Origin of the sequence: Rothia terrae, from assembly GCF_014705925.2 — a bacterium.
In the GTDB taxonomy this organism is placed as follows: Bacteria; Actinomycetota; Actinomycetes; order Actinomycetales; family Micrococcaceae; genus Rothia; species Rothia terrae.
Genome location: NZ_CP061539.1, coordinates 1,488,312 through 1,510,211 on the forward strand (window position 1 = coordinate 1,488,312; position 21,900 = coordinate 1,510,211).

Annotated in this window: 20 protein-coding genes and 3 tRNA genes; 8 read left to right on the forward strand and 15 right to left on the reverse strand. The window is 49.8% G+C overall.

Annotation, left to right across the window (positions count from 1 at the left end):
- Positions 1-27: 27 nt before the first annotated feature.
- The 7 genes from IDM49_RS06920 to IDM49_RS06950 all read right to left on the reverse strand — a co-directional run bounded on the left by IDM49_RS06920 (position 28) and on the right by IDM49_RS06950 (position 6,496).
- Positions 28-666, reverse strand: coding sequence for an ATP-dependent Clp protease proteolytic subunit (locus tag IDM49_RS06920; RefSeq protein ID WP_168614037.1), 639 nt, complete (start codon positions 664-666; stop codon positions 28-30).
- A 192-nt stretch (positions 667-858) separates the two neighbouring features.
- On the reverse strand, positions 859-1,614 hold the full coding sequence (locus tag IDM49_RS06925) for an iron ABC transporter ATP-binding protein (protein ID WP_168614038.1): 756 nt from the start codon (positions 1,612-1,614) through the stop codon (positions 859-861).
- Positions 1,611-2,678 (reverse strand): iron chelate uptake ABC transporter family permease subunit, encoded by a 1,068-nt coding sequence (locus IDM49_RS06930; protein WP_168614039.1) that lies wholly within the window; start codon positions 2,676-2,678, stop codon positions 1,611-1,613. The genes IDM49_RS06925 and IDM49_RS06930 overlap by 4 nt, the downstream gene beginning before the upstream one ends.
- Positions 2,668-3,504, reverse strand: coding sequence for an ABC transporter permease (locus IDM49_RS06935; RefSeq protein ID WP_400679999.1), 837 nt, complete (start codon positions 3,502-3,504; stop codon positions 2,668-2,670). The genes IDM49_RS06930 and IDM49_RS06935 overlap by 11 nt, the downstream gene beginning before the upstream one ends.
- Before the next feature lie 234 nt (positions 3,505-3,738).
- Positions 3,739-4,734: a siderophore ABC transporter substrate-binding protein gene (locus tag IDM49_RS06940; protein ID WP_322745978.1), complete on the reverse strand. Its 996-nt coding sequence runs from the start codon at positions 4,732-4,734 to the stop codon at positions 3,739-3,741.
- A 253-nt stretch (positions 4,735-4,987) separates the two neighbouring features.
- On the reverse strand, positions 4,988-6,295 hold the full coding sequence (tig, locus tag IDM49_RS06945; protein WP_168614040.1) for a trigger factor: 1,308 nt from the start codon (positions 6,293-6,295) through the stop codon (positions 4,988-4,990).
- Positions 6,296-6,421: 126 nt separating this feature from the next.
- A tRNA-Pro gene (locus IDM49_RS06950) sits at positions 6,422-6,496 on the reverse strand.
- A 314-nt stretch (positions 6,497-6,810) separates the two neighbouring features.
- Between IDM49_RS06950 and IDM49_RS06955 the strand changes: the two genes are divergently transcribed.
- From IDM49_RS06955 to IDM49_RS06965, 3 genes are all read left to right on the forward strand, one after another.
- Positions 6,811-6,884 (forward strand) — tRNA-Gly (locus IDM49_RS06955).
- 163 nt (positions 6,885-7,047) lie between these two features.
- Positions 7,048-7,133: transfer RNA gene (locus IDM49_RS06960), tRNA-Leu, on the forward strand.
- A 178-nt stretch (positions 7,134-7,311) separates the two neighbouring features.
- The gene (locus IDM49_RS06965; RefSeq protein WP_190723985.1) at positions 7,312-8,682 is read left to right on the forward strand and encodes a threonine/serine exporter family protein; all 1,371 of its coding nucleotides are present in this window, start codon (positions 7,312-7,314) and stop codon (positions 8,680-8,682) included.
- A gap of 49 nt (positions 8,683-8,731) precedes the next feature.
- Here IDM49_RS06965 and lgt read toward each other — a convergent pair whose 3' ends face one another.
- The 8 genes from lgt to hisI all read right to left on the reverse strand — a co-directional run bounded on the left by lgt (position 8,732) and on the right by hisI (position 15,778).
- Positions 8,732-9,622 carry a prolipoprotein diacylglyceryl transferase gene (gene lgt / locus IDM49_RS06970; RefSeq protein ID WP_190723986.1) on the reverse strand — a complete coding sequence of 297 codons (891 nt, stop codon included), beginning with the start codon at positions 9,620-9,622 and terminating at the stop codon, positions 8,732-8,734.
- Entirely contained in the window at positions 9,619-10,470 is an 852-nt protein-coding gene (trpA, locus tag IDM49_RS06975; RefSeq protein ID WP_190723987.1) for a tryptophan synthase subunit alpha, read from the reverse strand. Before trpA ends, lgt begins: the two co-directional genes overlap by 4 nt.
- Entirely contained in the window at positions 10,470-11,789 is a 1,320-nt protein-coding gene (gene trpB, locus IDM49_RS06980) for a tryptophan synthase subunit beta (protein WP_190723988.1), read from the reverse strand. The genes trpA and trpB overlap by 1 nt, the downstream gene beginning before the upstream one ends.
- Positions 11,790-11,844: 55 nt before the next feature.
- Positions 11,845-12,666, reverse strand: a complete 822-nt coding sequence (gene trpC, locus IDM49_RS06985) for an indole-3-glycerol phosphate synthase TrpC (RefSeq protein WP_190723989.1) — start codon at positions 12,664-12,666, stop codon at positions 11,845-11,847.
- A 108-nt stretch (positions 12,667-12,774) separates the two neighbouring features.
- Complete coding sequence (locus IDM49_RS06990) at positions 12,775-13,053, reverse strand: HGxxPAAW family protein (protein WP_168614046.1); 279 nt, start codon at positions 13,051-13,053, stop codon at positions 12,775-12,777.
- A gap of 128 nt (positions 13,054-13,181) precedes the next feature.
- The gene (locus tag IDM49_RS06995; protein WP_190723990.1) at positions 13,182-13,805 is read right to left on the reverse strand and encodes a Trp biosynthesis-associated membrane protein; all 624 of its coding nucleotides are present in this window, start codon (positions 13,803-13,805) and stop codon (positions 13,182-13,184) included.
- Positions 13,798-15,390, reverse strand: a complete 1,593-nt coding sequence (locus IDM49_RS07000; protein WP_190723991.1) for an anthranilate synthase component I — start codon at positions 15,388-15,390, stop codon at positions 13,798-13,800. The genes IDM49_RS06995 and IDM49_RS07000 overlap by 8 nt, the downstream gene beginning before the upstream one ends.
- A gap of 4 nt (positions 15,391-15,394) precedes the next feature.
- Entirely contained in the window at positions 15,395-15,778 is a 384-nt protein-coding gene (gene hisI / locus IDM49_RS07005; protein WP_190723992.1) for a phosphoribosyl-AMP cyclohydrolase, read from the reverse strand.
- A gap of 122 nt (positions 15,779-15,900) precedes the next feature.
- Between hisI and IDM49_RS07010 the strand changes: the two genes are divergently transcribed.
- From IDM49_RS07010 to IDM49_RS07030, 5 genes are all read left to right on the forward strand, one after another.
- Positions 15,901-16,560: a TIGR03085 family metal-binding protein gene (locus tag IDM49_RS07010; protein WP_190723993.1), complete on the forward strand. Its 660-nt coding sequence runs from the start codon at positions 15,901-15,903 to the stop codon at positions 16,558-16,560.
- A 338-nt stretch (positions 16,561-16,898) separates the two neighbouring features.
- The gene (locus IDM49_RS07015; protein ID WP_168614051.1) at positions 16,899-18,284 is read left to right on the forward strand and encodes a hypothetical protein; all 1,386 of its coding nucleotides are present in this window, start codon (positions 16,899-16,901) and stop codon (positions 18,282-18,284) included.
- Between the two features lie 42 nt (positions 18,285-18,326).
- Positions 18,327-18,497, forward strand: a complete 171-nt coding sequence (locus IDM49_RS07020) for a hypothetical protein (RefSeq protein WP_168614052.1) — start codon at positions 18,327-18,329, stop codon at positions 18,495-18,497.
- 137 nt (positions 18,498-18,634) lie between these two features.
- Positions 18,635-20,623 (forward strand): type I restriction-modification system subunit M, encoded by a 1,989-nt coding sequence (locus IDM49_RS07025; RefSeq protein ID WP_228008033.1) that lies wholly within the window; start codon positions 18,635-18,637, stop codon positions 20,621-20,623.
- Positions 20,623-21,894 carry a restriction endonuclease subunit S gene (locus tag IDM49_RS07030; protein ID WP_190723994.1) on the forward strand — a complete coding sequence of 424 codons (1,272 nt, stop codon included), beginning with the start codon at positions 20,623-20,625 and terminating at the stop codon, positions 21,892-21,894. Before IDM49_RS07025 ends, IDM49_RS07030 begins: the two co-directional genes overlap by 1 nt.
- Positions 21,895-21,900: the final 6 nt, after the last annotated feature.

Here is a 21,900-nt window from a genome sequence, read left to right on the forward strand (position 1 = left end):
TTTCGCTAGTGAACGTTCGAACCGTTACTACTTTTCTTCGGTTGACGCGCTCTGCGGGTCACGTGAAGTCATGATGTGGTCGAAGAAACCGTATTCGAGGCCTTCTTCAGCGGTGAACCAGTTGTCGCGGTCATTGTCGCGCAAAATGGTTTCGAGGCTCTGACCGGTGCGATCAGCAGTAATCTGGCTCAAACGCTTCTTCATATCCAAAATGAGTTCAGCCTGAGTACGAATATCAGATGCGGTACCGCCGATACCACCGGAGGGCTGGTGCATGAGGATGCGGGCGTTGGGGGTAGCGTAACGCTTGCCCGGTGCGCCAGCAGTCAACAGGAACTGGCCCATTGATGCTGCCATGCCGGTCACGACAGTTACTACGTCGTTGGGAATCAACTGCATGGTGTCGTAAATCGCCATGCCCGCAGTCACTGATCCACCGGGTGAGTTGATGTACAGGTAGATATCCGCATCGGGGTCTTCAGCGGAGAGAAGGAGCATCTGTGAGCAGATGCGGTTAGCGTTAGTATCGCGAACCTCTGAACCCAGCCAAATGATGCGCTCTTTCAGCAGACGGTTGTAGACGTAATCGTCCTGGCTACCCATGGGTGTTTCCATAGCGGGTGCAGTTGAGGTGTTTGACGCCTTTGTCGGCAAGAAATTGGACATTAATCCGTACCTCTCTTGTAGGTGAATTTGCGCCTTTCTTTGCGGCCACTTACTGCCAAAAGAACGCGCAAATATTCTTCATTGCTTAGTACATTAGTGCACGAGGCACGCTCGCGTCAGGTCAAATGACGATAGTTCGCTGTTGGCTCAGATTCCTTGCCGACGGCTGAATGAGATCAGCGCGTTTGCGCGCTAGTGATAACACGCAATAGCTCCATCTGGGCCGTCAATCACTGTGATAGGCGTATTGAATATCTCGGTGAGCAACTCATCGTGCATAACGTTCTCGACAGTATCAAGTACGGCGATTTTTCCGTCTTTCACAGCGCAGATGTAATCAGCGTACCGAGCTGCAAAATTGATATCGTGCAATACCACAACAATCGTTCGTCCAAGTGCTGTTGCTGCTTCCTTCAGGTGCTTCATCATCTGAACGGAGTGCGCAATGTCTAGGTTATTAAGCGGCTCATCTAGCAAAACATAATCTGTTTCTTGGGCAAGCACCATAGCTACATAAGCACGCTGACGCTGGCCACCTGAGAGTTGATCTAGGTAACGGTTTTCCAGCTCCCCCAAATTCAAAAAATCGATATAGCGGGAAATGATGGTTTCATCCTCTGCGGTGAGTCTTCCCTTCGAATAAGGAAAACGCCCAAAACCTACGAGCTGACGCACCGTCAGCTTAGTTACGAAGTGGTTTTCCTGACGCAGGATAGAAACAATTTTTGCTAAATCCTCAGATTTAGTGGATGCAACATCAAAGTTGGCGATGTGAATGGCACCCTCATCGATATCGAGCAGACGCCCGATCATGGTCAGCAGAGTCGATTTACCCGCTCCGTTAGGTCCCACCAGAGCCGTAATACCGCCAGCCGGGATCTGAAGATTAACCGGACCAATCGAAACATCTGACCCGTAGCGCTTGGCTACATTGTCTAACCTAATCACAGGCGTCCCTTCTTCAAAATCATCATCAAAAACACGATGCCGCCCACTAACTCAATCACGATGCTGACAACCCCCTGAGCATAGAAAACGTGTTGCATCAGGAAGTAGGCCACCGTCAAAACCATGTAAGCAATCAGCGCTGCCATGGGCATAATGTATCGGTGATCGAAAGTATCTGCCCACTGATAAGCCAATACCGCCACTAAAAAGCCCAGAAAAGTCATCGGACCCACGAGAGCGGTTGACACAGCCATCAGCACAGCAACCAGCACCAGCACTATTAAGGAATGGCGACGATGGTTGACACCGAGGTTCTGTGAGACTTCACGGCCTAAGCCCAAAACATTCAGGTTGCGAGAATTCAGGTAGATAAGCGCGGTGGACGCTACAACCAGCGGAATAGCGATGGGGTAATATTCGGCTTCAGCGTTATTAACCGACCCAAAGAGTCTGGCCGTCAAAATATCAAACTCACTGGGGGTCAGCATCCTTTGCATAAAAGTTGATACAGACCCCAGTCCGCCGCCAACAATGATGCCTATCAGCAACATGGCATGCATATTCGCATTCTTGCCGGTTAGCAACCATGAATACAAAGCTAGCGACAGCAAAATCATGAGAACAAGCTGGATAATAAACATCTCAAGATTTCGTGATGCAATCAGACCAGAAGCACCAAAGAAATAAATAGTCGCGGTATGTATGGCCGTATAGAGCGACTGAAAGCCCATAATCGAGGGGGTAATGATGCGATTGTTCGTTACCGTCTGAAAAGCGACTGTTGCTACCGCCTGACTCACTGCAACGATCCCCATTGCAGTCACCGCAGACGTCCTGCGCTGAGCTACAATCCAAAACCGTTCAGAGCCAAACGGCATAGGGTTTTTATAGGCAAGTAAACCCAAGGTTGCAAGAGCGCTTAGCAGCAGTAGGATCGCCATAATAATCCAGTATGATCGACGCGAGGAACGCGAAACGAAAGCACCAGAAACACGATCAGACGAGATAGCTGCAGGTGTATTAGCAACAGGCGAGTGCTGATGGGTCAAGAAATTAGCGGACATTCTGACGCTGCCTCACAATCAGAGTAATGAACACCAGTGCCCCGATAATGCCGAGAACAACCGATACGGGCATTTCGAACGGGGAAATAATGGTTCGTGCCAACAAGTCGCATACGGTGACGATAGCGATGCCCGTCAGGCAAACCCACGGCAGATTTGAGCGCAAATCATCACCGCGAAACATACTTACGATATTCGGAACAATCAGCCCCACAAAGGGCAAAGATCCCACTACTACAGTCACAACACCCGTGGCGATAGCAATGAGGGCAGTGCCGATAAGCATCAGACGTTGGTAATTGAGACCAACGTTAGTAGCGATTTCTTCACCCAACCCGGCAACAGTCAGCCGGTCAGCGTAGAAAAATACGGCAAATACTACCAGTAAAACAATCCACAGAACTTCATACTGGCCAACGATGACAGAGGTAAAGCTACCAGCAAACCAAACCCCCAAATTCTGCAAAAGGTCAGTCTGCAGTGCGAAAAAAGTAGACAGAGAACTCACTACCGCGCCGAGCATGATACCCACAATCGGAACAATGAGAGATGAACGCAGCGAAACTTTTCGCAAGAAAGCAAAAAAGACCATCGCACCGATAAAAGAAAATAAAACCGCGGATGACATCTTAAGCAAAATACTGGAGTTAGGCGCAATCCACAGAATAAAAAGCAAGCCTAGACCGGCCCACTCGGTAGTGCCTGTTGTCGATGGCTCAACAAACTTATTTTGTGTCAATAGCTGCATAACAAGACCGGACATCGCCATAGCAGCACCGGCTAAGATGAGCGCAATGGTGCGAGGAACTCGAGTTTGAGCGAACATCTGAGCACCATCATCAGCACTCAAAATACTGTACTCTCCCGTGAACATCGAGATCGTCAGAAGTCCAAGGACGGCAACTATACCTATCAGAAGCTTGGCGTCGAATAACTTTTTACGAGTGTGGGATTTTCTCGTTACTGTGTGTGTCACTGTGCTTACCTCTTATGCGCGTCAAGGAGCTTCACCTCGTGCGGCGTGAAGCTCCTTGACGCAACATCTCAAGCTAGAGATTGATTATTTAGCTTTTTCGAATTCGTCTGCCATTGAATTCAATGTTTCGGTGTATGTAATGATGTTTTCGTTGGTGTAGGTATCACCGGGCGCGAACACTAAATGGTTGTCCTTGAAAGCTGAAACGTTCTGCAAAGCAGCGTTATCTTTAAGAACCTGTTCAGCAGGAGTAGCATCAGACTTCACCGCAGCATCACGGTCAAGCACCAGAACCCAGTCGGGGTTGGATTCTGCAATAGCCTCAACGCTAATGTCATCGCCCTGGTGGTCGTCAGAAGCATTTTCAACTTCTAACGCCGGCTTCATGCCAATCCATTCAAAAATCGGGCCAAAGAAACGTCCCTTTTCGGGAGCGACATAACCAATTTCACCGCCGGAGACATTGACAGCCATTACGGTCTGCTCGGAATCGTATGCCTCTTTTGCACGCGCCTTTGCCTTGTCAAAATCATCGACGAGCTTCTGCGCCTCGTCCTGCTTCTCAAAGACCTCGCCCAAAGCCAGCGTCTGACGCTTCAGTTCCTCATCCACTGGTTCACCATCGCGAGGTTCAAACTCAAGCAAGGTTGCATCGGGGTTTAGTTTTTTAATGTCTTCGTAGTATTGGGAGAAACGTTGCCCATTGATAATAAGATCCGGATTAACAGCGGCCATTGCCTCAAGATCCGGTTCTTTATGGTTGCCGATGTCTACAATCTCGTCGTTGTTTTTGTAGTTCTCGATAGTGGAGGGAATAAGTTGTTTTGGCGCTGCCGCGAGATTAACACCCCACGCATCCAAAATCTCAAAACTGCGGTTATCGGTGACGACAATACTTTCAGCAGGTGTTTTAACCTCGTGTGAGCCAAAGTTATCTTCGATGGTTTTAATAGCGGATGCAGACTGTGAGGAAGTTTCTGATTCAGGGTTAGATGACCCGGTTTCTTGCGCACTGGTGCAACCAGCCAAAGCCAGGATTGCTGAAGCGGCAATGACGGAAAGAGTCTTACGAGATTTCACTATTCGCTCCGAGAGTCGTGTGTCAATTAGCGGATGGTTTTTAGGTCAACCTAACTTCCAAGTTACTAAGACCTTTAGCCGCTCTCAACCTAACAGGGCGCCTCAAAACATAATTACGTTATATTTCCCTTACGTACTATTTTTTATTTAAAAATTTGACATACCGATCTAAAAACCACCTCGAAATTCTCTTAAACACAAACGGCGCCCCTCCACTAAGGAGAGGCGCCGCTAATGTAAACCGAGTTAGAAATTACTCAGCCGATTCTTCTTCACCTGCAGGGTTCAGGTACTTAGACAGGTCAACTGCCTTGCCCTCTGAATCCTTAACTTCAGCCTTTTCCAGTGCTGATGCGAGTGCCTTTGAGCGGCGAACTTCGCCAACCAGCATACCTGCCTGGCCTGAGCCGTCCAGCATCTGTGCGAACTGGTTGGGGTCCATGCCGTACTGTGATGACATGGTGATGATGTAATCAATCAGTTCAGCCTGCTCAACACCGATTTCTTCCTTTTCAGCGATTGCGTCAAGAATCATTTCGTTCTTGAACGCACGCTCGGTGTTCTCACGAACCTCTGCGCGGTGCTCTTCGGTGTCGTGGTCAGCGTCAGCCTGGGGGTTGTCGAAGTGCTGTGAAATCTGCTCTTCAATAACCTTTTCGGGAACGGGGATTTCAACCATTTCGACCAGTGCGTCAAGCACCTTGTCGCGAGCCTCTGCACCCTGCTCAGCTACCTTAGCGTCTGCAGCCTGCTTTGCGAGGTCTTCCTTGAGTTCGTCAATGGTGTCGAACTCTGATGCCAGCTGTGCGAAATCGTCGTCAGCCTCGGGCAACTCGCGTTCCTTAACAGCGGTGACCTTAACCTTGACAGTTGCAGCCTCACCTGAGTGCTCGCCACCTGCAAGCTTGGTTTCGAAGGTTGCGTCTTCGCCAGCTGAAAGACCGGTCAGAGCCTCATCAAGACCTTCAAGCATGGTGCCTGCACCAACCTGGTATGACAGGTCGTTTGCACCGTCTACCTCTTCGCCGTCGATGGACGCGGTGAGGTCGATGGTTACAAAGTCTTCGTTAGCCGCGGGGCGGTCAACAGTCTTCAGGGTGCCGAAGCGGCTACGCAGGTTATCCAGCGCGGTCTGCTTGTCTTCGTCGGTTACCTCTGCTGCTGCAACCTCAACCTTGATACCTGAGTAATCAGGCAGTTCGATTTCGGGGCGAACAGTTACCTCGATGCTGAGCTTTACGTCAGCTTCGCGGTTGCCTTCTTCAGGCTTTGAGATGATATCCAGCTCGGGCTGAGCCAAGGGGGTGAGGTCATTCTCTGCAAGAGCCTGTGAGTAGAACTCATTCAAGCCTTCGTTGAGAGCGTTTTCAACAATGAAATCGAAACCCGCACGCTGCTCGATGAGCTGCTTAGGAGTCTTACCCTTACGGAAGCCGGGAACCTGGATCTGCTGAGCCAGTGACTTGTAGGTGCGATCAAGGTAAGTCTTGAACTCTGAGAACGGTACCTCTACCTCAATTTTTGCGAGGGTCGGATTGAGCTTCTCGACGGCAGTCTTCACGTCCGTAGATCTCCTGATAGTAGTTTGACGAACCCGGAGGCGCATACAACGTCGCCGGATATATTGAAAATTTGTGCTGATGTAAGAAAACCCGCACCTTTAGTGCGGGTCTTCTTGCATTTCACGTCGGGGTGACAGGATTCGAACCTGCGATCTCCTGCTCCCAAAGCAGGCGCGTTAGCCAAGCTACGCCACACCCCGTACTGCACAAGGCGTTATCCAGTGTAACTGTTTTTTCAAGAAATTCCTACTTGAGAGGATGCGAGTCCCCGGCTTTTACCCAGCGCTTGAGAGAGTTGGGCATCTCAACCACCCTCCAGCATCCGCAAGTAGATTCATGGCAGCAACTTTTTAGCTGCTTTTCAGCCCATTCTTGAGATGCCAACTTACGTACCGCCCTCCCCTTGTGAATAATCCCTCCACACACAAGTTTCAACACACAGGGCATTCCGATTTGACAGAGAGGCAGAAAGTTGTGTTTACTAGATGAGTCCCATGCGGATAAAACTAAATACGGGGATGTAGCTTAATGGTAAAGCCTCAGTCTTCCAAACTGATTACGCGGGTTCGATTCCCGTCATCCCCTCCACTAAAAATCCCGACTCGATCGAGTCGGGATTTTTTCTACCCCTTCACAAGCCACTGAAAAACCGATGCGAACATCACATACTGCTGAAATTTGCAAAGATGCCAAGCACCGTGTAAGTTATTACCTGTTGCTTACAGAGCTTCACGGCTCTGATTCATCACCTGCGCGGGTGGCGGAATAGGCAGACGCGCTAGCTTGAGGTGCTAGTCCTCGTATTAGAGGGTGGGGGTTCAAGTCCCCCTCCGCGCACAGAATAATCCCCGGATGCTTCAGCGTCCGGGGATTATTGTATATATTCCCCTTTACTCACGACACACAGATATAGAGATTTAGAAACCCACCACAACTTGTTAAAATTCTAAGTTTTTAAACACAAAATACCGCACCCTTGAAAGTCAGCATACTTTTTATAGGTAGAGTGATTTTCATGTCCCCAAGCAGTACAAAGATCTTTGAGTTCCTCTTCGATGCCGGAGAAGGCTTACTCAGAAGCGGCGCAAGTGCCGCTTCCACCACAAAAACACTGTTGGCTATCTGCGCTCAAGCCGGCCTCAAAAACGTCACGGTGAGCATTATCGTCGGTCAGCTCACCGTCAGCTACCAACCAGAAGACGGCTCCTACCCTATCTCCCGCGTCCACAACATCACCCCCGGTATCTTAGATATCTGGTGGAGGTCACGCTCTGAAAACACTATTGAGCGATTTTTATTGGGCGAAATAGACATAGATCAGGCTGATCGAGAATTTAAACAGTTCTACCAGCGTCAGAAAAACCGCTCAACCTGGTGGTGGACTACCAGCGGCTACGGCATCTTGGGCATGGGCTTCAGCATCCTCTTGGGCGGAGACTTTGTTACAACGCTTGGCGCGGTTCTCGTATCGATGTGCGTTTCGATGCTGTTCCGCTGGCTGTCACGCGTTGGTGCACCGGGAATTTTCAGCTACGCAGCAGGCGGATTTATAGCGGTTTTACTCGCTGCGGGCTTTATGATGCTCACCAACACCAATCAGGCCACCATCTGCGTCGTGTCTGCTTTGGCCGCTAGGCTAGCCGGCGTGACCGCATATGCAGTCATTCAAGACTCTATTACAGGTTGGTATCTCTCAGCGGCGGGACGCTTTGTTGATATTGCGGTGTGCACGGCAGGTCTTATATCCGGTGTAGCTGTAGCAATTGCGGCAGCAAATCCGTTCATCGGCGATGATGTTCAGCTAGTAGAGCTCGTGACCGCCGATACCGGCTCTTGGTTCTACTCAATATTGGGGGCGGCTCTTGTAGCAGGTGGTTTTGCGTTAGCCTCGGGCGGGCTCAAAATTCGATTGGTAGCCATGACAGTGCTCGGTAGCCTAGCTCAAGCTCTCTACCTTGTAATGACGAAACTCTACAATGTAGAAACCTTTTTCGCGATTTTTGCCGTCGGAACAATTATTGGCGGAATCTGCGTCATGGTCTCTCGCAAAGTCAGCCTAACCTCAAACGCTCTGATGCTCGTAGCCTTGCTTCCTTTGTTCCCCGGTCTCATGATCTATCAAGGTGCACTGAGCTATTTCTTTGGTATCGGAGATTCAGGTACCTCGCTGATGGAAGCTCTGGTGACCACGTATTGCCTCTCCATGGGCGGAACACTCGGCCAGTACTTGGTGTCCCAGGCCATGTGGCAGGCACGCAAACAGCAGTTCCGTCGACGCTACCCCGACGGTAACTTCGACACAGACCAAGCCCACGAATACCAGGCTCAAGACATCATGTTGCCGATCTTCAGCAAACCTTTCAACAGTGCTGAACCTCGCGAATAAAAACCAAAAAGTGGCCTGTTCCTTGTAAAGGAACAGGCCACTTTTTGGTTTACGCGACTATTGACCCGCGTTCTTCTTTACCCTGCCGGTAAGAAAGTTGTCCAAGATTCTCTCGGTCTCTACGACGCCCACGAGCACCGGCGACAATGAAGCCTACGATGCCCAAAAGCAACAACGCACCAGACGTCAGAACGTGAATACGAACGCCGAATACATGCTGTGAAGCATCGATGCGCAAGAACAACTCAATCATCAGACGACCAAAGCTGTAATAAGCAACGTACGCCCAGAATGTCTGCCCCAACTTCCACTGCAACTTAGCTGCCAGCCACATGATGCCCAAGGCACCCACGATATTCCAGATTGACTCATACAAAAAAGTCGGGTGAAACAGCGTCCCGGCAGGATACTGATCAGGGAAGTTATAGGAGTTCGGGCTAATCTTCAACCCCCAGGGAAGCGTTGTGGGCTTACCGAAAAGTTCCTGATTGAACCAGTTGCCCCAGCGTCCGATACCCTGAGCGATCAGAATTCCGGGGGCAACCGCATCCGCGAACTGAGCGAAAGAGACCTTATACCGACGGCAGGCAATGTAAGCACCAAGAGCACCGAGTGAAATAGCACCCATGATGCCGATGCCGCCCTCCCAAATCTTCAAAGCATCAATCGGATGAGCGCCCTCACCGAAATAGGACTCCGGGTCAGTGATGAACACGTGGTACATACGCGCACCCACTAGACCAAACGGAATCGCCCACATGGCAATATCCCACACATTATCGGGATCGTTGCCCCAGCTCTTCCACCGCTTAGAACCCAGTAACAAGCAGATAACAATGCCTGTCAGAATGCACAGCGCGTAGAAATGCACCGTAAGAGGACCAATATTGAAGGATGAGACGGAGGGTGACGGAATGGACGCGAGGATCACTTGGTTCATGCGCGTCCTGCCAGTTCGCGAGTCAGCTGCGCCACTCCTTCAACGCCGCTCTCCCCCAGTGCTTTAACAAGTGCCGTACCAACAATCACACCGTCAGCGTAAGCACCGATTTCTTCAACATGCTCTCGACGAGACACGCCAAGACCAACACACACGTTTACAACACCTGCCTGACGAATATCAGCAACCAGCTTCTGCGCGGCAGATGAAACGGAGGAACGAGCACCCGTCACACCCATCACTGAAACCGCGTACACAAAGCCGCTAGATGCCTGAGCCACAGTATGCAAACGCTCGGTAGACGATGAAATCGCCGCCAAGAAAATGCGATCAAGCCCGTTCTCTTCAGAAGCTTTAAGCCATGCGCTCGCCTCGTCAGGCACAAGGTCAGGAGTAATGATGCCGGCGCCACCAGCCTGCGCAAGATCAGCAGCGAACTTTTCAACACCGCGACGCAGAACCGGGTTCCAGTAAGTCATCACTACAACAACCGCATCGGTTGCGGCAGTAATCTCACGGACCGCCCGAAACAAATCATCCAAACGGAAGCCATTATCTAGAGCCTCAGCTGTGGCTTTTTGAATCACAGGACCGTCCATGACGGGGTCAGAGTATGGCACGCCAAGCTCAATAATGTCAGCACCGTTATTTCCCAGTGCAATCGCCGCTGCAATGGAATCATCAACCGTTGGGTAACCCACCGGCAAATAACCAATCAACGCGGCGCGGCCTTCTTTTTTGCACTGCTCCAAACGAGCTGACAACTTTGAGTCAGCGTTTGCCTGAGGATAAGAACGCTCCGCAACAGAATATTTCGCGGCTCCGGGGGTGAAATCTTCGTAGCTCATTACTTCTTCTCGCTTTCTGCTTCAGCAGTTGCCTCAGAATTACCGGTCTGCAACGTGGACGAGGGAATCGCCTTACCCAGACCAAACCACTCAAGCGCGGTGCTCATATCCTTATCACCGCGTCCTGACAAGCACACCACCATAATCTTCTCAGCTGCACCCTCAGGATCCTTCGCTGCCCACTCGCGTCCAACACGCAAAGCACCAGCAAGGGCATGAGCAGACTCAATAGCGGGAATGATGCCCTCTGTCTGGCATAGCAGGCGCAAAGCGTCCATTGCCTCTGTATCGGTCACAGGCTGGTAGCTCACACGACCAATATCAGAAAGATATGCGTGCTCAGGGCCAACGCCGGGGTAATCAAGACCGGCAGAAATTGAATGCGAATCGATGGTCTGCCCGTCTTCATCCTGCATCAAGTACGTCATCGCACCGTGCAGAACACCGGGGCGTCCAAGATTAATAGTTGCCGCGTGACGATTAGTTTCAACACCGTCACCGCCGGCTTCAAAGCCATAAATCTCAACGTCTTTATCGTCCAAGAAAGCATGGAAAATGCCGATAGCGTTCGAACCGCCACCAACGCACGCTGCAACACCATCGGGCAAACGACCGGTGCGTTCTAACAGTTCCTCGCGGGTTTCAGTGCCGATAGCGTCGTGGAAGTATCGAACCATAGCGGGGAAAGGATGCGCACCAGCAGCGGTGCCCAACAGATAGTGGGTGGTCTCAACGTTAGCTACCCAGTCACGAAGAGCCTCGTTAATAGCGTCTTTAAGTGTGCGCGATCCGTTCTGAACAGCAATAACTTTTGCACCTAAAAGCTGCATACGAGCAACGTTTAATGCCTGACGTTCAGTATCTTCTTCGCCCATGTACACCACGCACTCCATGCCGAACAAAGCAGCAGCAGTCGCGGTAGCCACACCGTGCTGACCCGCACCGGTTTCGGCAATCAAACGAGTCTTACCCATGCGCTGAGCAAGCAAAGCCTGACCGACCACATTATTGATCTTATGGCTACCGGTGTGATTGAGATCCTCACGCTTGAGGAACATACGAACACCGGCATGAGCCGCAAAACGGGGAACCTCAGTCAGCAAGGACGGACGATTTGAGTACTCACGTGAAAGACGCTTGAACTCATCCAAGAACTCCGGGTCTTCCTTCGCCTTATTGAAGGTATCTTCAAGTTCATCAATGGCACGCATCAAGGATTCAGGCATCCAACGGCCACCGTACTCACCAAAGTAAGGGCCGGGAGCATTTTTCAGGGACTTACCCTGGCTCAAAAATTGTTCTGCCAAGTTCTCAGTCATGTTATTCCTCGTATCCGTGACTTTGTGAAATGAGTTATCTCTAGCAATAGCAGATTTAGGACGCTGCCAGAAATTCTTTTCGCGCTGTGAGACCAGCTGCGCGGAAGGCTTTAACAGCTTCAGTGGGTTGGCCTGACTTCACCAGCGCCTCACCCACCAGTACAGCGCCTGCACCGTGAGACGCGTAATCTGCAACATCTTGTGCCTCAGAAACGCCTGACTCGGCAACCAGCACAGCATCCTGGGGCAGGTACTGGGCTAAACGTGCAAAGTTAGCGTTATCGACCTCTAAAGTTTTCAGATTACGAACGTTTACGCCGATAATCTTCGCACCAAGTGCAACAGCGCGCTCAATTTCTTCGGGAGCGTGGGTCTCAACCAAAGCATTCATGCCGAGCTCATGGGTAAGGTCAAAAAAGCGTTTGAGAGTCTCATCATCTAAAGCAGCAACAATGAGCAGAACCAGATCCGCTCCGTGCGCACGAGCTTCCCAAAACTGGTACTCATCAACCATGAAGTCTTTACGCAAGACGGGAATGTTCACCGCTGCACGTACGGCATCCAGATCGTCGAGCGAACCTTTGAAACGGCGCTGCTCAGTGAGTACGGAAATAGCTGCAGCTCCCCCGGCCTCGTACGCAGCGGCCAAAGTGGCAGGCTCGGGGATATCAGAAAGAGCCCCCTTAGAAGGGCTAGCACGCTTGACCTCTGAGATCACCTCTACGCTTTCTTTACTCGCCCCGCGCAAGGCAACCAAAGCATCGCGCGCAGGCGCAACTTCAGCGACCTTAGCCTTCAATTCATCTAAAGACACATGGCGCTGGCGCTCCTGCAGATCCTCTCGAACACCAACAATGATTTCATCCAGAACGGTCATCTTGCCCCACCCATTCACTCTTGTACAACCCCTGCGGTTTTCATGACCGCTACTAAAACATAAGCGCCCCGCACCGATGCGAGACGCTTAATGTATAAACACTAAAAATTAGTGGTGAGCTCGAGTTGAAGCCTTTGCGCGCTCACGCTCGATGGTGCGGTGACCACCCTGACCGTGACCTGACTTCTTCAACGCGAAACCAGCAATAGCACCAATGAGCATCAGCGCAATACCGACGATCAGAAGGAAGGTGTTAGCAATCGAGAAACCAATTGCACCAATAATCATGCCCACGGTCATCAAGACGGTGAGCGTCCATGCTGCGACAGTGTTGCCGTGGTTGTTGGGCACAACACCCGGTACCAGGCGGACCTGCTGATCAGACATTATTCTCCTCAAAGTATGTGACAAAGCGCGTGTGTGCTTAGCGCAAAGTTCTTCACGGTCAATTCTAGTGGGTTAACAGCAATTCTTTGCAATGAAAAGGCATCATGTTACTGCACTTTTTGTTGAATCTACCGGTTATCAGTCGGGTCAACTCCCCGAGTCAAAGAATCCCACGTATCAATTTCATCGAGATCCTCATGCGAGTTAGCAGGCACCGCAACACCGTGGTTACGGTCGTATTTAGCTTTACGCTGCTTCCATGACCGAGATGCGATACCAATAAGTACCGCTGAAACGATAATCATCAAAGCCGCGACCATAGCGACCCATGGCCAGGCTGAGAGCGTGTAGTCCGCATCCATACCCACAACGCCGGTTGCCTCACCCACGTTGGTGCGAGCAGCACTAGCGGGATCTGCCATCGTCGACCAGATAGAGAACATCATGCCCACCCCCGATAACGCCACAATTGCAGTAATCACATACCGGATCTTCTGGCTGGCAAGCCGGGCTACCAAGGTGCCCACCAAAGCAACTAAAGCGAGCGCGCTGACCCCGGGCGCCGCGTCCGACCCCGGCACATTAACAGTGGCGTGCTGCAACGCATCTTTAACGTTGACGGTAATCCACGGGGGCAAAGTTGTGCCGAAAGCACCACCGGCAGAAGCCAGCCCCAGCAGTGTAAGAAGCCCGGGTGACTTCCACCGAGGCAAGCGTTGCTCGGTTGTTTTCTCCAGGTGTGCTTTACTCACTGACGCCTCCTTGAGCGGTTGATGCGACGGTGTTCAGATTGGACGCGGCAATAACAGCACGCAAGGGAGCAGCTGACTTGTTGACAGTCTCAAGGGCTTCTGAGGCAGGTACAGAGTCCATAACGATGCCCGCGCCTGCCTGCACATAAGCCTTGTTCTGCTTGAGTACAGCCGTTCTGATGGCGATTGCCATATCCATATTCCCCGCAAAATCGAAATAGCCACACACTCCGCCGTAGACGCCGCGTGCTACGGGCTCGTACTCATCGAGGAGTTGCATAGCGCGAGGCTTAGGTGCACCTGACAAAGTGCCCGCGGGAAAGGCAACGCGCAACACGTCGTAGGCGTTGAAGTCATCAGCCAACTCAGCGTTGACCGTCGATGAGATGTGCATGATATGGCTGAAACGTTCGATTTCCATGAACTGCGTGACCTCAACGGTCCCCGGTTTAGCAATGCGCGAGAGATCGTTGCGCGCCAAATCAATCAGCATTAAGTGCTCAGACCGTTCTTTTTCATCGGCCAAAAGTTCTTCTGCCAGTGAAGCATCCTGGGCAGCAGTTGCCCCGCGCGGACGCGATCCAGCAATAGGATGCGTAGTAGCGATACCCTCGCGCAAAGTCACCAACGCCTCGGGCGAAGACCCAACGATCTGGAACGGCTCACCCTCAGTATCTTCAAAATTAAAGAGGTACATGTAAGGCGACGGATTACTCTGACGCAAAGTGCGGTAGATATCTAGCGCGTTAGCATGATTTTCTACTTCGAAACGTCGCGAGATAACAATCTGGAAAACATCACCATCAAGGATATTCTTCTTCGACTTATCGATAGCATCCAAGAATCCTTGCTCTTCCCACGTATGGGTTACCTCTCGGGAAATAACCTGTTCAACATCGCGAGTACCGTTCATGAAAGACACTGTTGATGTCTGCGGCGGCGAAGCAAGTTTATTGAGCATCTGCTGGATGCGAGCAACAGCATCCTCGTAAGCCTCATCAACGTTCTCATCGGTGCCATTGAAGTTAATAGCGTTCGCAACCAAAAGCACCGAGCCGTCTTTACTGTCATGAATCGCCATATCAGAGACCAGGTTCAGAGCAAATTCCGGTAGCTTCACATCATCAGCAGGGCGGTTGGGAAGCTTCTCCCAATGACGTACAACGTCCCACCCCATATAACCCACCAGGCCAGAAGTCAGCGGCGGCAAACCCTCCAACGGCTCGGTGTGCAACATCTCCAAAGTTTGAGCGATAGCTTCCACAGGGTCACCCTCAACAGGCGCACCCGATGGAGTAATACCCTGCCAGTGCACTTTTCCATCACGCGTCGTCAGCGTTGATTTCGAATGCGCACCAATAAATGAATACCTATCCCAGCGACCGCCCTCATGAGCTGATTCCAGCAAAAAAGTACCGGGCTGCGCCACTCCATTCTCAGTCGCCAATGCTCTGAACAGGCCGATAGGAGTCAAAGCATCAGCAACAACACGCACACGCACGGGAATGACTCGACGGCTACGCGCTAAGTCGCGAAATTCCTCCAGTGATGGCGAGATTAAATTCTCGGTTTCTACAAAGCTCACGTAGCTATCCTTCTTCCTTTACACCGGCAACAGCCTCAAGCTCGCCACCCGCCTCAAAACACGTCCTTGTACCCGTATGGCAGGCGGCACCCACCTGATCAACCTGAATCAGCAAGGCATCACCATCACAATCCAACGCAACACTTTTAACGTACTGACGGTGACCGCTGGTATCTCCCTTACGCCAAAACTCCTGCCGTGAACGCGACCAAAAGGTCACACGTCCTTCAGTTAGCGTGCGCTGTAGGGCTTCATCGTTCATCCACCCCAGCATCAAAACTTCGCGGGTGTCGAACTGCTGAATAATAGCGGCAAATAGACCGTTATCATCTCGTTTTAAACGAGCCGCAAGGGCGGGATCTAAAGAATGAGTTTGTGCAGTAGTCATCAAAAATCATTGTACGCGTCAGCTTTAACGATTACGAAGCGGCACTTTATTACATGAAACGCCGCTTTATGTGTGACAGGGTGTGGCTGAAAATAAATGGATATAAGTGACAAAATAGAAGTATGAGTAAAACTAATACCCCGCTTGAGACCCAACCGATGGACGCCGGTTCAATGGTGACAGCCGAGCGTCATGTTCTTGCGGACGCCCTTTTCAACGCTGGCCCCGATGCACCTACCTTGTGCGAAGGCTGGCAGACCCGCCACCTGTTGGCTCACCTGATTTTGCGTGAGTCAAAGCCCGATGCTGTTGCTGGTATCGCGTTGCCTTTTCTCGCCGACCGCACGGATCGGCTGACGAACGAGTATGCCGATAAGCTCCGGGACGAAGATGTGTATGAAGATGCGATTAACACTTTTGTTGAGCTTCCAGGCTACTTCAAGATGCGCGAAAACCGCCCGCAGCTCGACGCCAATATGAACCTCATTGAGTATTTTGTACACATTGAAGATATTCGCCGCGCAGAAGAACACTGGGAACCGCGCAAGCTTCAACCCGAGATTCAGCAGAAGATGTGGTCAGCATTAACTAAGCGAGCGCGCCTGATGGCAGGTAAGAAGTACCCCAATGGTTTGGTTTTAGCGGCTCCTGGCTACTCGCCAGATTCCGTAACTGTTATCTCACCTAAGTCGGGTCAGCGCGCAACGGTACTCACCGGTGAGCCTGGCGAACTCGTCCTCTACCTCTTCGGTCGTGAGCAGGCGAGGGTCACAGTTTCTTAAACGTACTTGTAGGCTGATTCTTTGACGTAACAAATTTCCCACCCGCTCAGAGTTTTTACTGAGGCGGTGGGAAATTTTTTGTGTTCCTGGGGAACTGTACGCGTTGAGTTTCAGCCTAAATTTTCGAGCTGTTATCTAGTCAGGTCCCTTTGATGATTCACATTTGATTTTGAGTTAGGGCAGGAAAGTCTCACAGATGCTCATCAAAAATTTTTGTTCATGGTGTAATTGAGTTAATCGCTACTTTCAGATTTTGCCGATTGCAATAACCTTATACCTCCACAAGGTTCTCATTCACACTAAAACGCCTCAACGAGTTATCGAGGGAGCACAACAAATTGAGTAATGCACATGCTCAGACTGAGGAAACAACCTGCCCCCAAGAAATACTGATGCAAAAATTCATCAAGCCCCTAATTTTCCAGAGAGACTGGGTGCACCGCGTTGTTGTTAGTATCAAGTACGATGCCGGCGAACTTGAAAATTCTCAATCAATTTCGCTCGATTGCACTGTTCCCGATTTTCCGTCTTGGAGAGCAACTAATATTTGTTTGAGCGGTGATGGCTCAACAGAACTTACTTGGGCTGCTTCACGGACAAAAGATGATGATCAGGTGATTGTTCCTGTTGCTATGTTGAAAAAGGGCATTATTAACAAGTTAGACGTGACTTTTGAGGGTAAGAGTCTTTCAGTTCTCACGACGTCGCAGAACAGATCACTTACTTTCGAAATTATTAGAAGTTCGTTAAGTCGCTTGAGCTTGGACGCCACTCAGATTGAACAAGCAATGGCAGATGTAACGTGTATTTACGAGCAAAGACCTGAGGGTTCAGTTGATCAAGGTTCTGCGGATGCCACCCAAAATATTTTAGAAATAATTGAGAGCTCTCAAATTATTGATGAGGAACGAAGTCGTACACTTTCAGACTTTATATTGCTGTTACAGACGCACTATCTGTTGTTTGTTTTGGTTCCCAAATCTTGTGTTAAGAAGAGAGTGATTCTGAAATATAAAATTTCAGGCGATGCTTCTAATAAGGTTACTGACCCTGCGCGCAAGCGATTGTTTACACCTCTAGTTGCTGACTATGAACTTGATTTATGGTGGAATAAGTCTAATCACCATGTAGATGTTTCTTACCCAACTGAGCTCATGATTTCATCTGTTGTTCTTAGCAGTGAATCTGAGAACTTTGTGGTTGAACGTCCTCAAGTGCACAGATACCATACGAATGTTCCTGCTGAACTGGTTGATCAGTTTTTAGGAAAAAAGCTTTATTTTAAGGTTGTTCCAGCCGTTCAATCTCTGCGGCGTTGGAATGCTTGGTTATCAATATTATTTGCGTTGGGTTATTCCGCTGGTCTGTTCATTCAGATTTGTGCCACCAAAAATTTTGGATTAGATGATGCTTCGTTGAGATCAGCTGCAACTGTTGTATTGTTGTTGCCTGCTTTGTTGGTTTCTTGGTTGGCACGTTCAAATGAGCATCCATTCGTGGCAGCTGCGTTTAGTCAACTCCGCTTGGTGTTTCTACTTCAAGCTTTGATTTTGTATTTTAGTTCTGCGACTTTGGTGTTGCACGTCGGTGGCTGGCTGTGGACACTTTCTTGGTATGCCATTTATTGTGCTGCTGCTGTTGTTTCAATCTATGCAGCTATTTTGCATTGGGTCGTTTTGAAAGAAAAGCAATCTAGAACAAAGCACTATTTTTCTCGCTGTTAAGCGCTGTATAAGTTACACTGTAACCATAGAAAGGAGTTGAAGATGCGTTTACCTACTCTTGAAGAAGCCAAAAAGAACGGTGCAAGGTCTGTTCCGCAGCCGAAAGCAACTTTCAGAATTTGGACTGGTTCGGCAACGAGTTCTGCGGTTCGCGAGGCACGTGAAGCTTTGAAGAAGTCTTCAGCTTCGTCTACCAAAGCCAAAACTGCATAGGTTTTTGTTGAGAGGCTCCCATCACTGGTGATGGGGGCCTCTTACTTTTAAGACAGAGTGGGACTCTATGCACTCTGGCGCGGGATTCCTCGCATAAGATGAGTATTGAGTGTTTTTTCTAGCAGGAGTGTTCTGCCTTGGGCATTAATTATTCGCAGTTCATTTGGAACGTGGCCGATGTGTTGCGTGGTACGTATAAGCAGCATCAGTATGGGCAGATTATTTTGCCGTTTACGGTGTTGGCGCGTATTGATGCGGTGCTTGAGCCGACCAAGCAGGCAGTGCTCAAGGCAGCTGAGGGCTACGAGCTGGACGCCGTCCCCACGGCAATGCTCGCAGCAAGGGCTGACCACCATTACAGCTTCTATAACCTGTCTCAGCACAACCTGAAGACGGTTGCGAATGATCCGGATACTCTTGAGCAGAATTTGCGCTCTTACATCAATAAGTTCAGCGAGAACGTGCGCGATATTTTTGAGAAGTATAAGTTCGAAGACACTATCGCAGATCTAGCAGCGAACAATCTGCTCTTTCAGGTGATTCAGCATTTTGCCAAGGTGAATTTGCACCCTGATAACGTCAGCAATGAGCAGATGGGCAACATCTTTGAGGAGCTGATTCGTAAGTTCGCTGAGGCTTCAAATGAGACTGCCGGTGAGCACTTTACTCCGCGTGAGGTCATAGAACTCATGGTGAACCTCTTGCTGGCTGATGATGAAGATCTACGCACTGATTACATTGCACGTTCCGTATATGATCCGACGGCGGGCACAGGCGGCATGCTTTCGGTAGCTGACGATAAGATTCACCAGCTCAATCCCACGGCTGATGTGAGCTTGCTTGGTCAGGAATTGAATCCTGAGTCTTATGCGATTTGTAAGGCGGACATGGTGGTAAAGGGCCAGGACGTCGATAACATCGCGCTCGGCAACACCCTCACCGATCCTGCGTTTGAGAACCGTACTTTCCACTATGGTTTGAGCAACCCGCCCTTTGGTGTTGATTGGAAGGGCTCCAAGGCGGTGGTTGAGGCTGAGCATAAGAACCAGGGTTTTACGGGTCGTTTTGGTGCGGGACTCCCCCGCGTTTCTGATGGTTCTTTGCTCTTCTTGCAGCACCTGATTTCGAAGCTGAATGAACCGACAGTTTCAGCGAACGGTGTGGCTCAGGTGGGTGGCCGTGGTGCGATTGTTTTGAATGGCTCTCCCCTGTTTACGGGTGGTGCTGGTTCGGGTGAGTCGAATATCCGTAAGTGGGTTTTGGATAACGATTATCTTGAGGCGATTATTGGTTTGCCGACTGACATGTTTTATAACACGGGTATTTCGACCTATATCTGGGTTTTGAATAAGCAGAAGAAGGCTGATCGTAGGGGTAAGGTTCAGCTGATTGATGCGACGAATATGTTTGAGAAGATGCGTAAGTCGGTGGGTTCTAAGCGTAAGCGTCTAAGTGAGAGTCAGATTGTTGAGATTACTCGTTTGTATGCTGCGTTTGATGCTGCGGATGATAAGCGTTCGAAGGTGTTTGATCGTGAGGAGTTTATATACCGCACGATTACGGTGGAACGTCCACTACGTTTGACCTGGGGCTTTACTACTGAACGAGTTGAGAGCCTGCTGGCTTCTAAGGAGTTTGGAAAGCTAAAACTAAGCGAAGAGCAGGACGCCGCGGTTAAGGCTTCGCTATCAGTATTCGTTGAGAGCAAGGCTGGTGTCATGGGTTCCAGTCAGGCTGAGGTTAAGGACGAACTGCTCAAGGTATTTGTGGACGCCGGTGTGCCGGTTAAGCCTGCGGCTTTGGGTAAGTTGGTGGATGAGTTGGCTGAGCGCGACGAATCTGCCGATGTGGTAACCAAGGCTAAGAAGCCGGTGGCTGATGCTTCGCTTCGCGATACTGAGAATGTGCCTTGGGACGAGGACATCCACGAGTATCTTGAGCGCGAGGTAAAGCCCTTTGTGCCGGATGCTTGGATTGATGAATCTAAGACTAAGGACGGCGCGGAGATTCCCTTTACCCGCCACTTCTACGAGTATGTGCCACCACGTTCTCTGGAGGAGATTGACCGCGACCTCAACGAAGTCCTCGGAAGAATCAAGAAGAGGCTGGAAGAGGTGCAGGCGTAATGAGCAACGAAGTACCTTTTAATATTCGATGGCTTTCAGGCGGTGTGCCTGACCACTGGCAAATTGTTGAGCCCCGTAGGATCTTCAAGCTTGTGAAAGAACCTGAGCGTCCTGGCGATATCCATCTAACGCCTTCCCAAAAGTATGGTGTGCTTCCGCAGGAAGAATATATGAAGATTACTGGGGCAAGGGTTGTTCAGAATCTTTCTGGTACGCAGATGCAGCATGTTGAGCCTGGTGATTTTATTAGTCATCTGCGTACTTTTCAGGGCGGTCTTGAGCTGGCAACAATGCCTGGCAAAGTTAGCCCTGCATATACAGTTCTACGCCCTACTGAAGCTGTTTATCCTGGTTTTTTCAAACATGTTTTGAAGTCACCTGGATATGTTTCTCAGATTGCTTCCGTAACTGACCAGCTTAGAGACGGTCAGACCATGCGTTACAACGAGTTCAATCTGACATGGCTACCTCTACCCCCGCTGGAAGAGCAAAAGAGAATTGCGGATGAGCTTGACCGCGAGCTGGCGGAGATTGATGAGTTCATAGATGATCAGCAACGACTTCTCAATCTATCTATGGAACAATACTCATCTCAAATTCATGAGCTAGTAACCAAAGGTCACGAAAAAGATGTGGATTTAGTCGATTCAGCTTTTGACTGGATTGGTTCTCTGCCTGCGCATTGGAGTATACAGAAAATAAGTTGGTTATTTAACGATATAGGCAGCGGAACAACTCCATCCTCGGCAGACGAGTCGGCATTTCTGGATGGAACAATAAACTGGGTTACCACAGGTGAACTAAGAGAAGCTGGAGTATCAAAATCAAAGAATCAGATAAACGAGGATACATTAAATAAGTATTCTGCTTTGAAGTTGCATCCAGCCGGTTCGATAATGATTGCAATGTATGGAGCTACAATCGGAAGGTTAGGTTGGCTTGAAGAACCGGCTACTGTAAACCAAGCTGTCTGCGTTCTGAGCAATCCTAAAAAGGTATTACCTAAATACGTTTTTTACGTTCTAATGGTTGCGAAACCCCACCTACTAAATCAAGCTACCGGTGGAGGCCAACCAAACATCAACCAGGATACTATTCGCAATCTTCGCATTCCGGTACCGCCGATTAGTGAACAAGAAATGATAATACTTCAAGCAGAACGATTAGATACCAATCTTTTCAAATTGATTTCAAGTTTCAACAAGTTAAATAGTTACTTTAGAGAGAAAAGAATTTCATTGTTAACTTCCCACATCAATAGATTAAACTAGGATCTA

What these genes read in the sequence shown, in the direction of transcription:
- IDM49_RS06920 (WP_168614037.1), bottom strand. Translation starts at nt 666, where the DNA reads ATGTCCAATTTCTTGCCGACAAAGGCGTCAAACACCTCAACTGCACCC.
- IDM49_RS06930 (WP_168614039.1), bottom strand. Translation starts at nt 2,678, where the DNA reads ATGTCCGCTAATTTCTTGACCCATCAGCACTCGCCTGTTGCTAATACA.
- IDM49_RS06935 (WP_400679999.1), bottom strand. Translation starts at nt 3,504, where the DNA reads ATGTTCGCTCAAACTCGAGTTCCTCGCACCATTGCGCTCATCTTAGCC.
- IDM49_RS06965 (WP_190723985.1), top strand. Translation starts at nt 7,312, where the DNA reads ATGTCCCCAAGCAGTACAAAGATCTTTGAGTTCCTCTTCGATGCCGGA.
- lgt (WP_190723986.1), bottom strand. Translation starts at nt 9,622, where the DNA reads ATGAACCAAGTGATCCTCGCGTCCATTCCGTCACCCTCCGTCTCATCC.
- trpA (WP_190723987.1), bottom strand. Translation starts at nt 10,470, where the DNA reads ATGAGCTACGAAGATTTCACCCCCGGAGCCGCGAAATATTCTGTTGCG.
- trpB (WP_190723988.1), bottom strand. Translation starts at nt 11,789, where the DNA reads ATGACTGAGAACTTGGCAGAACAATTTTTGAGCCAGGGTAAGTCCCTG.
- trpC (WP_190723989.1), bottom strand. Translation starts at nt 12,666, where the DNA reads ATGACCGTTCTGGATGAAATCATTGTTGGTGTTCGAGAGGATCTGCAG.
- IDM49_RS06990 (WP_168614046.1), bottom strand. Translation starts at nt 13,053, where the DNA reads ATGTCTGATCAGCAGGTCCGCCTGGTACCGGGTGTTGTGCCCAACAAC.
- hisI (WP_190723992.1), bottom strand. Translation starts at nt 15,778, where the DNA reads ATGACTACTGCACAAACTCATTCTTTAGATCCCGCCCTTGCGGCTCGT.
- IDM49_RS07010 (WP_190723993.1), top strand. Translation starts at nt 15,901, where the DNA reads ATGAGTAAAACTAATACCCCGCTTGAGACCCAACCGATGGACGCCGGT.
- IDM49_RS07020 (WP_168614052.1), top strand. Translation starts at nt 18,327, where the DNA reads ATGCGTTTACCTACTCTTGAAGAAGCCAAAAAGAACGGTGCAAGGTCT.
- IDM49_RS07030 (WP_190723994.1), top strand. Translation starts at nt 20,623, where the DNA reads ATGAGCAACGAAGTACCTTTTAATATTCGATGGCTTTCAGGCGGTGTG.